This is a genomic window from Streptomyces sp. R-74717 (assembly GCF_047305335.1).
Classification (GTDB): domain Bacteria; phylum Actinomycetota; class Actinomycetes; order Streptomycetales; family Streptomycetaceae; genus Streptomyces; species Streptomyces atratus.
The window spans coordinates 4,155,160-4,168,579 of the sequence record NZ_CP102361.1 but is presented as its reverse complement, the minus strand read 5'-3'; the positions used below and the strand labels follow the sequence as shown (position 1 = coordinate 4,168,579).

The 13,420-nt window shown below is 70.0% G+C and carries 13 protein-coding genes; 6 read left to right on the top strand and 7 right to left on the bottom strand.

Translation table 11 applies throughout. The annotated features are described in order from the left end of the window. The first annotated feature begins 190 nt into the window (after positions 1-190). Together rplQ and truA are read left to right on the top strand one after the other, a co-directional pair. Positions 191-694, top strand: a complete 504-nt coding sequence (gene rplQ, locus NRF20_RS18745; protein WP_189275024.1) for a 50S ribosomal protein L17 — start codon at positions 191-193, stop codon at positions 692-694. A gap of 87 nt (positions 695-781) precedes the next feature. Beyond that, on the top strand, positions 782-1,636 hold the full coding sequence (gene truA / locus NRF20_RS18740) for a tRNA pseudouridine(38-40) synthase TruA (protein WP_266358723.1): 855 nt from the start codon (positions 782-784) through the stop codon (positions 1,634-1,636). 18 nt (positions 1,637-1,654) lie between these two features. Here truA and NRF20_RS18735 read toward each other — a convergent pair whose 3' ends face one another. The 3 genes from NRF20_RS18735 to NRF20_RS18725 form a co-directional block, all read right to left on the bottom strand. Next, positions 1,655-1,840 carry a hypothetical protein gene (locus NRF20_RS18735; protein ID WP_413752945.1) on the bottom strand — a complete coding sequence of 62 codons (186 nt, stop codon included), beginning with the start codon at positions 1,838-1,840 and terminating at the stop codon, positions 1,655-1,657. 197 nt (positions 1,841-2,037) lie between these two features. Next, complete coding sequence (locus NRF20_RS18730; RefSeq protein WP_413752944.1) at positions 2,038-3,912, bottom strand: hypothetical protein; 1,875 nt, start codon at positions 3,910-3,912, stop codon at positions 2,038-2,040. Positions 3,913-3,962: 50 nt separating this feature from the next. Continuing rightward, positions 3,963-4,817 carry a hypothetical protein gene (locus tag NRF20_RS18725; protein ID WP_413752943.1) on the bottom strand — a complete coding sequence of 285 codons (855 nt, stop codon included), beginning with the start codon at positions 4,815-4,817 and terminating at the stop codon, positions 3,963-3,965. Between the two features lie 58 nt (positions 4,818-4,875). On the opposite strand from NRF20_RS18725, the gene NRF20_RS18720 reads away from it, so the two are divergent. From NRF20_RS18720 to glmM, 4 genes are all read left to right on the top strand, one after another. Next, complete coding sequence (locus tag NRF20_RS18720) at positions 4,876-6,504, top strand: ABC-F family ATP-binding cassette domain-containing protein (RefSeq protein WP_413754580.1); 1,629 nt, start codon at positions 4,876-4,878, stop codon at positions 6,502-6,504. A 227-nt stretch (positions 6,505-6,731) separates the two neighbouring features. Further along, positions 6,732-7,175 carry a 50S ribosomal protein L13 gene (rplM, locus tag NRF20_RS18715; protein WP_114246110.1) on the top strand — a complete coding sequence of 148 codons (444 nt, stop codon included), beginning with the start codon at positions 6,732-6,734 and terminating at the stop codon, positions 7,173-7,175. 44 nt (positions 7,176-7,219) lie between these two features. Continuing rightward, on the top strand, positions 7,220-7,747 hold the full coding sequence (gene rpsI / locus NRF20_RS18710) for a 30S ribosomal protein S9 (RefSeq protein WP_030914197.1): 528 nt from the start codon (positions 7,220-7,222) through the stop codon (positions 7,745-7,747). Between the two features lie 238 nt (positions 7,748-7,985). After that, the gene (gene glmM / locus NRF20_RS18705) at positions 7,986-9,344 is read left to right on the top strand and encodes a phosphoglucosamine mutase (RefSeq protein ID WP_398631340.1); all 1,359 of its coding nucleotides are present in this window, start codon (positions 7,986-7,988) and stop codon (positions 9,342-9,344) included. On the opposite strand, the gene NRF20_RS18700 is transcribed toward glmM, so the two are convergent. The 4 genes from NRF20_RS18700 to NRF20_RS18685 all read right to left on the bottom strand — a co-directional run bounded on the left by NRF20_RS18700 (position 9,341) and on the right by NRF20_RS18685 (position 13,301). Beyond that, a complete protein-coding gene (locus NRF20_RS18700; RefSeq protein ID WP_413752942.1) occupies positions 9,341-10,417 on the bottom strand; it encodes a DUF389 domain-containing protein in 1,077 nt (358 codons plus the stop codon). The genes glmM and NRF20_RS18700 overlap by 4 nt on opposite strands. Before the next feature lie 27 nt (positions 10,418-10,444). Continuing rightward, positions 10,445-11,440: a type I pantothenate kinase gene (gene coaA, locus NRF20_RS18695; RefSeq protein WP_266358712.1), complete on the bottom strand. Its 996-nt coding sequence runs from the start codon at positions 11,438-11,440 to the stop codon at positions 10,445-10,447. A 293-nt stretch (positions 11,441-11,733) separates the two neighbouring features. Continuing rightward, positions 11,734-12,714 (bottom strand): CU044_5270 family protein, encoded by a 981-nt coding sequence (locus tag NRF20_RS18690; RefSeq protein WP_413752941.1) that lies wholly within the window; start codon positions 12,712-12,714, stop codon positions 11,734-11,736. Then, entirely contained in the window at positions 12,702-13,301 is a 600-nt protein-coding gene (locus NRF20_RS18685) for an RNA polymerase sigma factor (protein WP_413752940.1), read from the bottom strand. The genes NRF20_RS18690 and NRF20_RS18685 overlap by 13 nt, the downstream gene beginning before the upstream one ends. Positions 13,302-13,420: the final 119 nt, after the last annotated feature.

The window sequence follows — 13,420 nt, the reverse complement described above, 5'->3', positions numbered from 1 at the left end:
GGGCTTGATTTTGGGCTCGGGCGTGAGGGCGTTGTCCTCGAACGCCGGACGGGCTCGATTTCGGCCGATGACCGGCTTCATCTGCCGGATCGATTGCCCGATCGGCTCTTGATCTTCCGTGTGGCGTCCGCTGCACGGGAACTGACACCGGTACCTGATACGGCCGGTGCAGCACACAAGGAGAAAAACCATGCCGAAGCCCGCCAAGGGTGCCCGTCTGGGCGGCAGCGCTGCGCACGAGAAGCTTCTTCTCATCAACCTTGCGAAGTCGCTGTTCGAGCACGGCCGCATCACCACGACCGAGGCCAAGGCCCGCCGCCTGCGTCCGGTCGCCGAGCGTTTCATCACCAAGGCGAAGAAGGGCGACATCCACAACCGTCGCCTGGTGCTGCAGTCGATCACGGACAAGAGCATCGTGCACACGCTCTTCACCGAGATCGCCCCGCGGTACGAGAACCGCCCCGGTGGTTACACCCGCATCACCAAGATCGGCAACCGTCGTGGCGACAACGCCCCGATGGCCGTCATCGAGCTGGTCGAGGCGCTGACCGTGGCCCAGCAGGCCACCGGTGAGGCCGAGGCCGCGACCAAGCGTGCGGTCAAGGAAGACGCCCTCAAGAAGGACGAGGCTCCGGCCGAGGTCGTCGAGGACGCCAAGCCGGCCGAGGCCGACGCGGAGTCCAAGGACGCCTGAGCGTTCTGAGACCACTGGACGGGCCCGCATCACCCTTCGGGGCGGTGCGGGCCCGTTCCGTATGTACTGGCAGAAAAGGATCCTTCGGTGAGTGACGAGGTAGAGCCCGGCTTCGTACGGGTGCGGCTGGACCTGGCGTACGACGGCAAGGGCTTCTCCGGCTGGGCCAAGCAGACCGGCAGGCGAACCGTCCAGGGGGAGATCGAGGACGCGCTGCGGACCGTGACGCGGTCCTCGCGGACGTACGACCTGACGGTCGCCGGGCGCACCGATGCCGGGGTGCACGCCCGGGGGCAGGTCGCCCATGTCGATCTGCCGGACGAGGTGTGGGCCGAGCACGCGGACAAGCTGCTGCGGCGGATGGCCGGACGGATGGCGCCCGATGTGCGGATCTGGCGGATCGCCGAGGCACCCGCCGGGTTCAATGCCCGGTTCTCGGCGCTGTGGCGGCGTTACGCGTACCGTGTCGCCGATCGTCCCGGTGGGGTGGATCCGCTGTTGCGGGGTCATGTGCTGTGGCACGACCGGCCGTTGGACGTCGACGCCATGAACGAGGCGGCGGCCCGGATGGTCGGGGAGCACGACTTCGCCGCGTACTGCAAGAAGCGCGAGGGTGCGACGACCATCCGTACGCTGCAGAAGCTGAGTTGGGTGCGGGACGAGGCGTCCGGGATCATGACGGCGACCGTGCAGGCCGACGCGTTCTGCCACAACATGGTGCGGGCGCTGATCGGGGCCGCGCTGTTCGTCGGCGACGGGCGCCGCCCGGCCGAGTGGCCCGCACAGGTGCTGGCGGCACGGCTGCGGGACCCCGGCGTGCACGTGGTCCGCCCCCATGGGCTGACGCTGGAGGAAGTGGCCTACCCGGCCGACGAGTTGCTGGCCGCCCGCTCCAAGGAGGCGCGCAATGTGCGCACGCTCCCCGGAGCCGGCTGCTGCTGAGAACCGCGGGCCGGGCCGTCAGCGCTTGCGGGCGATCCGGACGACCCGGCTGAGCAGGCCCGGCTTGCGGGACGGCGTCGCGGGGGTGGCCGGCTTCGGCGGATTGGGGACCTCGACGCGCAGCGACAGGTCACGGTGCGGATCGGTCCAGTACGGGGTGATGCGGAGCAGCTGCTCGGTGAGGTGCGGTACGGCGGTGAGCACCTCGAACTCGTCCGCCCGGCATCGTCTGCCGCAGCATCGAGTCGACCAGTGCTTCGATGTGGCTCCCCGAGTTGTACGTCGGGGCCACCACCGTGACGGCCCTTGACCGCCATCCCACCCACGCCTTCAGCTGCGCACAACCCCGTCGCATCGGACCCGCAGACCCTGCGCGGGTGGGCTCGGAAGCGTCGACGCTCTCATTCCGAGGCTGCTGCGGCCCCGCCGCGTGCCCGGCGCCGTTGCCGCCAGGCGCTCGTCAGCCGGGCTGACGTGTACAGGGCCGCGAGTGTGGCCGTCGTCGTCCGGAGTGGGCGGTCGTCCGGGGTCGACCAGGCGTGGACCGCGGCTGCCGTGAACAGCAGCAGACCCAGGATGCGCAGCAGCCACCAGCTCGGTGGGCGGGGTTCGTGGCCGTCCGGGGCCGGCGGGTGTTCGCCGTCCTGGGTGGTCATCGTGGACCGCATGCCGGCCAGCAGGCCGCGGCGGGTGAGGACCCGGGCGTCGGGGAGGGTGTCGAGGACTTCCGGGCGGTCGCCGAAGCCCGGGGGCAGCGGGGGCAGGGACAGGGCCGCCAGGAGGTCGGACTGGTGGCGGGGCGGGTTGCCCGTGGAGCGGAGGATGTGGGTCAGCGGGCGGGGGTCGGTGAGGGCGAAGGCGCGGGACAGGGCTTCGGCCGTGGCGGCGACCGTGGCGTGGTCGGGGGCCGGGGACGTGGCGTTCCACTCGTGGGTGGCCAGGGGTCTGCCCTTGCGGAACAGGGTGAGCCCGCAGCGCTCGGGCGCGCGGCGCAGGACCAGCGTGGGCCACTTCTCGCCGGTGGTGAAGTTGTCGGCCGCCGTGGTCAGCGGGTCCTCCGTGGAGAGGACCGAGCGTTTGGCGGGCCGGGCTTCCGGGACGGCCTCGACGTAGGTGTGCGTGGCGGTCGCCGGGGCGGTGCGGAGCGAGACGCCGCACATCAGTGCCGCCTGTGCCACGTCCGCCGGGCGGGCCGCCGCTATCGCGACCGCGCACGGAGCGCCCGGTGTCCAGACGGGGGTGGCGGCGTGGGCGGTACGGGGCTGCGGAGGGCGGCCGAAGAACGGGGTCCGTGTCGCCACGTGGATACGGACGCCCGAGCGGGTCTCCAGGAACTCCTGGCGCGGATCGTCGCCGAAGTACCCCCAGGGGTACTTGGTGGCATGGACGCCGATACTGCGGAACGCGTCCAGCGCTTCGTCCCAGCGCTCCGTACGCAGCAGCATCAGGGCCAGGTGGTTGCGGAAGCCGGCCGCCTCATGGCTGCCCGGTCCGTACGCGGCCGAGAGGTCCAGTGCGCGGGCGACCGCCGCCGCGACGCGGGGCGCGTACGGGTCGGGGCCGGCGGGTGTGCCGGGAGTGGGGGACACGACCACGTACTCCAGCGCCGCGGACAGCGGCAGCGCGTGCAGCTTCGAACCGGGCGGAGCCGTATCGGCCGCGCTCTCGGCGAAGCCGAACATCTCCTCGTGCGAACCCCACCACTTCGCACACAGGTACTGGAGGGCCGCGGCATGGCATCCGTAGTGGTGCGGGTCGCGTGCCAGGGCCTGCGCCCAGTACTCGTCGAAGACATCGCGCGGGACCTGGCTGCCCCGGGCGTGGGTCAGGGCGATGCGCCACGGCACGGGGTCGGCGGGGTTGAGTTCGGCCGCCCTGCCGATCACCGGGGCCGCGTCCTCCAGCAGCGCGAAGAAGGCCCGGAACTGCTCGCGCGAGACATGCTTGGCGCGTTCTGCCGTACGTATCTCCCAGGCCCGGTCGATACAGAGGTCCGCCCGGACCAGAGCCGCGTCCGGGTCCTCGGGGGATTCGGTCAGCCAGGCGTCCAGCCAGCCGGGGTTGTGCAGGGCGGCCTCGGCGAGACGGGACACGTAACCGTCTCTCAGCTCCCACTGGGTGTGCTCACGGGTCGCGGCGAGCAGTTCGCGAGCGGGGCCGTGGTCGCCCTCCGTGGCCGAGGTCAGGGCGGTACGGAGTGCGGTGTCCGAGGCGTCGACGACCACGGCCTCGTCCGGCGGCAGATCGGCGCCGATGGCCGCGCTGTGGCGCAGCACGCGGGGCAGGGTGAGGAGGAACGGAAGGCGCACGAGAACCCCGGGCCGTGTCAGGCGGCGGGTGCGGCGGCCGCCGCCGATGCCTGGAGCTCGCCGCGGTGGCGGATCTGACGGAACGTGAAGTTCGTCAGGTCGTCACCGGTGGCGAAGGCGTTCTTGTCGGCCTTGGTGATGTTCTTGCCGCTGGTGAACCCGCTGATGGCGAAGTAGGCGTAGCGGCCGTAGGAGTTGGCGGTACGGCGGCAGACCGATCCGGTGGGGCAGAAGGCCGGCACACCCGCGCCGCTCAGCGTGGCGATGCTGCCGCTCGACTGCCGGGCCGCCTTCTTCGCCTGGGCTTCGGTCTCGAAGACCGCGAGGCCGACGGTGACGGCGACGCCGTCCTTGCTGTACGTGGCCCGGATGACCTGGTCGCAGCCGTTGTTGACGAGGATCGAGCCGAGCGCGCCCTTGGTGGTGGCGGCGCAGTTCTTCGTCTGCTGCGTCGCGCCCTTGGCGTAGACGCGGTCGCCCATCGTCAGCTTCTTGCCGGGGAAGAACGCGTCGACGGTGATCGGCGCCCTGTCCTTCTTGACGTCGGATATGTAGTCCTTCGGGTCCGGCGGGGGCGGTGGTGCCACCGAGGAGAAGGACGGCTCGGGCTCGGCGGTGTTGTTCGGCAGGTCGCTCGGTGCCGGCAGCTCGCTCCCGTTCTTGCCGGAGCCGGTGGAGCTGGTGCCGTTGTTGGTCGAGATGACCGCCGTCGCCACGATGGCGCCGACCGCCGCGGTGGCGAGCACGCCGCCTCCGATCAGCAGCCACTTCTTGCGGCGGCTGCGCGTGGCGGACTCGTCGGCCAGCGCAGCCCAGTCCGGAGTCTGTGTGCCCCCGGGCCCCCAGGAGGGCCCCCCTTGCCCAAAGCTCATGCGGCGAATCCTAGACGGAACACAAACCGGTTGGGCCAGGGCTGCGCGGCCCGTGACAATGCTGTGCATGGGACATCTTGAAGCAGGCCATCTGGAGTACTACCTACCGGACGGGCGGGTGCTGCTCGGCGATGCTTCGTTCCGGGTCGCGGACGGGGCCGTGGTCGCCCTCGTGGGGGCGAACGGCGCCGGAAAGACCACGTTGCTGAGGCTGCTCGCCGGGGAGCTCCAGCCGCACGGCGGGTCCGTGTCGGTGAGCGGCGGGCTCGGGGTGATGCAGCAGTTCGTGGGCTCCGTGCGGGACGACCGTACGGTCCGGGATCTGCTGGTCTCCGTTGCCCAGCCCCGTATCCGGGAAGCGGCGCTGGCGGTCGACAAGGCCGAGGAGCTGATCCTCACCGTCGACGACGAGGCCGCGCAGATGAAGTACGCGCAGGCCCTGAGCGACTGGGCGGAGGCCCGCGGGTACGAGGCCGAGACGGTGTGGGACATGTGCGCCATGGCCGCGCTCGGTGTCCCGTACGAGAAGGCGCAGTGGCGCGAGGTGCGCACGCTGTCCGGCGGTGAGCAGAAGCGGCTGGTGCTGGAGGCGCTGCTGCGCGGGCCGGACGAGGTGCTGCTGCTCGACGAGCCGGACAACTATCTCGACGTCCCCGGAAAGCGGTGGCTGGAGGAGAAGCTGAAGGAGACCCGCAAGACGGTCCTCTTCGTCTCCCACGACCGGGAGCTGCTGTCCAGGGCCGCCGAGAAGATCGTCAGCGTCGAGCCGAGCCCGGCGGGCAGCGACGTGTGGGTGCACGGCGCCGGTTTCGATACGTATCACCAGGCCCGCAAGGACCGGTTCGCGCGGTTCGAGGAGCTGCTGCGGCGCTGGGAGGAGGAGCACGCCCGGCTGAAGGCGCTGGTCCACCGGCTGCGGCAGCAGGCGGCGATCAGCCCCGACATGGCGTCCCGCTACCGGGCGATGCAGACCCGCTTCAAGAAGTTCGAGGACGCGGGACCCCCGCCGGAGCCGCCGCGCGAGCAGGACATCAAGATGCGGCTGCGCGGTGGCCGGACCGGGGTGCGGGCCGTGACCTGCAAGGGGCTCGAACTGACCGGGCTGATGGAACCGTTCGACCTGGAGATCTTCTACGGGGAACGGGTCGCCGTCCTCGGCTCGAACGGGTCGGGCAAGTCTCACTTCCTGCGGCTGCTGGCCGGGGAGCCGGTGGCGCACACGGGCGAGTGGAAGCTGGGCGCGCGGGTCGTGGCCGGGCACTTCGCGCAGACGCACGCCCACCCGGAGCTGATGGGGCACACGCTCGTCGAGATCCTGTGGACCGAGCACGCGAAGGACCGGGGCGGGGCCATGTCCGTACTGCGCCGGTACGAGCTCGAGCGGCAGGGGGACCAGCCCTTTGAGAAGCTGTCCGGCGGGCAGCAGGCGCGGTTCCAGATCCTGCTGCTGGAGCTGGCGGGGACCACTGCGCTGCTGCTGGACGAGCCGACGGACAACCTGGACCTGGAGTCGGCGGAGGCGCTGCAGGACGGTCTCGAGGCATACGACGGGACCGTGATGGCCGTCACGCACGACCGGTGGTTCGCGAAGTCGTTCGACCGCTACCTGGTGTTCGGGTCGGACGGGGTGGTGCGGGAGAGCGCGGAGCCGGTCTGGGACGAGCGCAGGGTCGAGCGGAAGCGGTAGGGCCGGCGCGTTTTGACCCGTCCCGGGCGGGGCGGGTACTGTCGGGGGTTGTTATACGTATCGGCTTCGTCGTTCTCACGCGAAGAGCCCTTACGTAGGTTCTCTGGAGCAGTTACCAGTGGCTCGCATACGGACAGCGTTCCCGGCATTGTGGGCCCCAGCTGCATGATCGCTTCAGGGGTGCCATGTGTCTGGACCTCATCCACTGAAGAAGCGAAGGCTACGAAGTGCGTACGTACAGCCCCAAGCCCGGCGATGTGACGCGCCAGTGGCACATCATTGACGCGCAGGACATCGTCCTGGGTCGTCTGGCCACCACGGCTGCGAACCTCCTCCGCGGCAAGCACAAGGCGATTTACGCCCCCCACATGGACATGGGCGACTTCGTCATCATCATCAACGCCGAGAAGGTTCACCTCTCCGGCAACAAGAAGACCCAGAAGATGGCGTACCGCCACTCCGGGTTCCCGGGTGGTCTCCGCTCCGTCCGTTACGACGAGCTGCTCGCCAAGAGCCCCGAGAAGGCTGTCGAGAAGGCCATCAAGGGCATGATCCCCAAGAACACCCTGGGCCGTCAGATGCTCTCGAAGCTCAAGGTCTACGCGGGCGACCAGCACCCGCACGCTGCTCAGCAGCCGGTCCCGTTCGAGATCACCCAGGTCGCGCAGTAGTTCCGGCCTCCCCCTAAGACCAAAAGAAAGATCTGAGGAGAATCGTGGCCGAGACCACTGTTGAGAACCCCGTCGAGGGCACCGAGGGCGAAGAGGTTTTCGCCGAGGTGACCACCTTCGAGTCCGAGGTTCCCGTCGAGGGCGAGTACACCAGCGAGTCGCTGGCTTCCCGCTTCGGCGACCCGCAGCCCGCCGCCGGCCTTGGCCGTCGGAAGAACGCCATCGCCCGCGTCCGGATCGTTCCGGGCACCGGCAAGTGGAAGATCAACGGGCGCACCCTTGAGGACTACTTCCCCAACAAGGTGCACCAGCAGGAAGTCAACGAGCCCTTCAAGGTGCTCGAGCTCGACAACCGCTACGACGTCATCGCCCGCATCTCGGGTGGCGGCGTCTCGGGTCAGGCCGGTGCCCTGCGCCTCGGTGTGGCCCGTGCGCTGAACGAGGCGGACGTGGACAACAACCGCGCCCCGCTGAAGAAGGCCGGCTTCCTCTCCCGTGACGACCGTGCGGTCGAGCGCAAGAAGGCCGGTCTCAAGAAGGCCCGTAAGGCCCCGCAGTACAGCAAGCGCTAAACCGCCTGCTCATCTGCTTTACACGTTCGCCCCGGCGGCACACCTTGTGCTTGCCGGGGCGTTCGTCTATCGGCACCCTCGGGCGTATAACGGCATAAGACGTTCATACGCTCGCGTACGCAGCGTTGTGTTGCGTTGCCCGGCGACGGACGAGCCGCGTTGTGCGCATCGTGTTGCTGTGTTGCGTCGGTTTGCTTTGGTTTGGTTTGCGGTTTCTGAGCATCTTCGGAGGACACCAGTGGGACGACTCTTCGGCACGGACGGTGTGCGCGGTGTCGCCAATGCGGATCTGACGGCTGAGCTGGCGCTCGGCCTCTCGGTCGCTGCGGCGCATGTGCTTGCCGAGGCGGGCACCTTTGAGGGGCATCGGCCGACAGCCGTGGTGGGACGCGACCCACGTGCGTCCGGAGAGTTCCTGGAGGCCGCCGTCGTGGCAGGCCTCGCCAGTGCGGGCGTGGACGTCCTGCGGGTCGGTGTGCTGCCCACCCCTGCGGTGGCGTACCTCACCGGCGCGCTGGGCGCCGACCTCGGTGTGATGCTCTCCGCCAGCCACAACGCCATGCCGGACAACGGTGTCAAGTTCTTCGCCCGTGGTGGTCACAAGCTCGCCGACGAGCTGGAGGACCGGATCGAGACGGTCTACGAGCAGCACCGCACCGGTGAGCCCTGGGCGCGTCCGACGGGTGCCGGGGTGGGCCGGGTCACCGATTACGCCGAGGGCTTCGACCGGTACGTCGCCCATCTCATCGCCGTCCTCCCGAACCGGCTCGACGGGCTGAAGGTCGTCCTCGACGAGGCACACGGCGCGGCCTCCCGGGTCTCGCCCGAGGCCTTCGCGCGAGCCGGCGCCGAGGTGATCACGATCGGTGCCGATCCGGACGGTCTGAACATCAACGACGGCTGCGGCTCCACCCACCTGGATCTGCTGAAGGCCGCAGTCGCCGAGCACGGCGCCGACCTCGGCATCGCGCACGACGGCGACGCCGACCGCTGCCTCGCCGTGGACGCCACGGGCGCGGAGGTCGACGGCGACCAGATCCTGGCCGTGCTCGCCCTCGCCATGCGCGAGGCCGGGCAGCTGCGCAAGGACACCGTGGTCGGCACGGTCATGTCCAACCTCGGCTTCAAGATCGCGATGGAGCGGGAGGGCATCCAGCTCGTCCAGACCGCCGTCGGCGACCGTTACGTACTGGAGTCGATGAAGGCCGAGGGCTTCGCGCTGGGCGGCGAGCAGTCCGGACATGTCATCGTCCTGGACCACGCCACGACCGGCGACGGCACGCTGACCGGCCTGATGCTGGCGGCCCGGGTCGCGGCCACCGGCCGTACGCTCGCCGAGCTGGCCGGGGTCATGCAGCGGCTGCCCCAGTTGCTGATCAACGTCCCCGACGTCGACAAGTCCCGGGTCGGGACCTCCCCGGAGCTGGCCGCGGCGGTCGCCGAGGCCGAGCGCGAGCTGGGCTCCACCGGGCGCGTACTGCTGCGCCAGTCGGGCACGGAGCCGCTGGTACGGGTCATGGTCGAGGCGTCCGACATCGACCAGGCGCGGGCGGTCGCCGAGCGGCTGGCCGACGTGGTGAAGTCCGCACTCGGTTAGTCGCGCGCGGCCGGCCTGTAGTCGGCTGGGCCGGAGTTGGCCGGTGCGGGCTCGGCAGGTCCCGGCCCGGCCGGGCCGTTCGTCGGACGGGTCCGGTTGGGTCGGCCGTGCCGCTCGCTGTCCGCGGACGGGCTCGCAACGCAGCCCGTCCGGCGGCGGTGCGCCGCCCACAGGACCTTCTGGACCAGCAGCGTCAACGTCCCCGCGACCACGATGCCGCCGAGGTTCGCCAGCAGCTGGGCCGTGGAGCCCGACATCTGGCTGTAGTCGCTGTAACTGAACGCCACCGCCGCATTGGCCGCGGCCGGCACGGTGGTCACCGAGATGGCGACCCCGATCAGCGCACCGGACTTCGCCGAGGTGAGCGAGAGCGTCCCGGCGATCCCGGCCAGGAACGCCACCACGAACGACATCGCGTCCGGCTTCCAGATGAACGCCGTGTTGGGCCGGGCCGCCTTGATCATGGAGCGGTTGAACAGCCCGAAGGCGTCCATCAGCCAGGCGAACCCGGCGGTCAGTATCATCGCGACGGCGAAGCCGCCGATCAGCGCCACGAGCGACCGCCACACCAGCCGCGGAGCGCGCTGCACCAGGGCCGTGGAGATCCCGGCCAGCGGCCCGAACTCCGGACCGACCGCCATCGCGCCCACGATCAGGATCGCGTTGTCGAGCATCACACCGCAGGCGGCGAGCATCGTCGCGACCGCGAGGAACGCCACATAGGTGATGCTGAACGTCGACTCCTCGTGGGTCGCCTCTGCCAGCTCCTCCCACAGCACCGCGTCCGCGCCCTCGCCCGGCGCCTCCTCCTCGGCCTTGTCGGCGTGCGCGGAGAGCGTCAGGTCCATGCTCTCGACGGTGATCGAACCGGACTTGTCGATGCCGAGCCTGCGCAGCGCGCCGATCAGCTCGTCGCCCGCCTCGCGGGCCACATCGCACAGCACCATGTCGCCCGCCGGGTCACGGGCGACCCCGGACATCACCACGAGATGCGTCGTACCGACGGTGCTCTCCAGCAGGTGCACCACCTCGTCCGTACGGTCGGTGGGGACGATCAGGCGCAGATGCAGCACGCGGTCACTCCCAGGAGTCTCGGAGAATCAGAGTTTGCGCAGGGACAGCCGCTGGACCTTGTGGTCCGGCCCCTTGCGCAGTACCAGAGTGGCACGGCCCCGGGTGGGCGCGACATTCTCCACCAGGTTGGGCTTGTTGATGGTCCGCCACATCGTCGCCGCGTACTCCATGGCCTCCTCCTCGGAGACCTGGGTGTACTTGCGGAAGTACGAGAACGGGTTCTGGAACGCGGTCTCGCGCAGTGTCCGGAACCGGTTGAGATACCAGGTCTCGATGTCCTCGGTCCGCGCGTCCACGTACACACTGAAGTCGAAGTAGTCGGCGAGTCCGACCCTGGTCCGTCCGTCCTTGCCGGGCAGCGCGGGCTGAAGCACGTTGAGCCCCTCGACGATCAGGATGTCGGGGCGGCGTACGGTGAGCCGCTCACCCGGCACGATGTCGTAGATCAGATGCGAGTAGACGGGCGCCGTCACCTCGTCCTTGCCGGCCTTGATGTCGGCGACGAAACGGGTCAGGGCACGCCGGTCGTACGACTCGGGGAACCCCTTGCGCGACATCAGCCCGCGCGACTGGAGCTCCTTCATCGGCAGCAGGAACCCGTCCGTGGTGACGAGCTCCACCCGGGGATGCTCGGGCCAGCGGGCCAGCAGCGCCTGGAGGATACGGGCGCTGGTGGACTTGCCGACCGCGACACTGCCCGCGACCCCTATGACGAACGGGGTGCCCCGCTGCGCACCGTGTCCGTTGCCCGCGTCCCCGAGGAAGGTGTTCAGGGCGCCGCGCAGGCCCGAGGTGGCCTGGACATACAGGTTGAGGAGCCGGGAGAGCGGCAGGTAGACGTCCCGTACCTCGTCGAGGTCGATGACGTCCCCGAGCCCGCGCAACTGCTCCACCTCGGCGGCGGTCAGCGGCAGCGGAGTCTTGTCGCGCAGGGCGCTCCACTCGGCGCGCGACAGGTCGACGTACGGCGTCGACGCGTGCTCGGTGCGTCGGTGGGTGCTCCGTGGCGGCGAAGTGATCACGTGTTCATTGTTGCGGGAGTTTTGACGGAGCGGGGGGTGGGGTCGGTCACGTGGGGGCGGTGCTCGTTCCGGGCTGCCGGTAGCGATTACGGCTGTGTGTTCACTTTCCTGAGCACACAGAGTTCTCCGCTGTCGGGGTCACCGATGAAGGTCCACACCCCTGAGTGCTGGGCCGGCGGGCCGACATCCGGCAGCGACATGATGCACCCGCTGGTACCTGCCGCTGTCGGTGGGGCCGGTGTCCGCACCCCTGTGGCGGACACCGGCCCCGGTTCGCGGCTACTGGTGGCGTCTCAGGGCTTCTCGCCCTTGGCGTCGACGACGGCGGCCTTGACCCGGGCTTCGCTGATCAGGATCTGCCCGGCCTTGAACTTCTCCGTCGGAAATTGCACCTTGCCGGCGGAGGGCGTGTACTCGTAGTCCTCGGTGACCACGAAGCGCATCCCGGCGTACCTGAAGTCGTGAGGGTCGAGGAGGATCTCCCGCTGTTCGTGGCGGCCGTCCTCCTTCCGGGTGATGGCGATGACCTCGCGTCCGGCGGCGTCCTTCACCAGGTGGTCGGTGACATGGACACCGGGGACGGTGGCCAGGGCCCGGTAGATCCGGGCGAGGGCGGCCGGTGCGATCGGGTACGCCTGGACCATCAGACTCATCGCGCGGAAGCTGTGCTGGGCCTCGGCCTCGGGCGGGCTCTCGGCGGTGTTGCCGGTCGGGTAGAACGAGCGGACCTTCGCCAGCAGCCGTGCGGGGTCGTCGGGCAGCTCATTGGCGGCCCGGTAGACCTGGCGGGACGTGCGGTAGTCGTCGTCCTTCCCGTTCTTGGCCGCGGCGGAGTTGTCGTACGGAACCCAGTTGTCGGGGTCGTACGTGAAGCGGCCGGCGGCCGAGCCGTTCTGGGGCGGCTGGGCCATCACCGTCTTCGTGTAGATCCACTGGTCGTCGCGCGGCTCCGGGGCCGCCTGCTGCTTCTCCAGCACGTCGGCGGCCCGGTTCAGCACCTCGGCCGGGCTGCTCAGCCGCAGGGTTCCGGTGGTCGCAGCGGGCCCTGAGCGGTCGGGGGCGGCGGCATCGACGAGCTGGGTGCCGAGCACGGCAGCCACGGTGATTGCCGCTGCCGCACCGATCGAGGCGATCCGCCAGTCTGCCTTCAGCCGACGGGCACGGCGGCCCGAGGCGACGGTCTCTGTAAGCCGCAGCCGGCCCGGAGCGAGTGCGGAACGGTCGGGAACGGGCGCGTCCGCGCGCAGCTCCCGCAGCTGGGTCATTTCGTCCATGACGGGGTCAGCTCCATGACGTCGGGCGTGAACGAGGGATCCATGCACAGCGCCTCACGGACCTTGCGGCGGGCGCGATTGAGCCGGGACCGCACGGTGCCGAGCGGGATGCCCAGCGCCTCGGCGACCTCCTGGTACCCGAGGTCGGCCCAGGCGACGAGCAGCAGCACATGGCGGTCACCGGGCGAGAGCGAGGCGAGCGCCCCGGCCAGCGGCGCCTGTGCGGCGATCCGGTCGTCGGAGCGGTCGCTCCAGGACGCGGCCACCGGGTCCTGACCGGTACGGGCCAGGGCCCGCAGTCCCCTCTCCTCGCTGCGCCGCTGCTTGCCGATGAGATTCGCGGCGATGCCGTACAGCCATGGGCGGGCGTTGCGATACGTGCGGTCGTAACGGCGCCGGGAGCGGAAGGCGATGAGAAAGGTCTCCGCCGTGATGTCGTCCGCCGCGCCCTCCCCGAGGCGGCGGGCGGCATAGCGGTGGATGTCCGGGGCGTGGCGGTCGTAGAGCCCGGCGAAGATCTCGGGATGCTCCAGCGACTGCGCGATGACCTCGGCATCGTCGTCGGGACTGGCTGGTGGTCCGGTCACATCGGCTCCTGGGGGCTCGGCGGATGAGCGTGTCATCCCTTGTTGCCCGCAGGGCCCGGAAAGGTTCACAGGATACGGAGAGCCTTGGCGCGAGGACTCCGGTGCGGCGGCCCGATGCC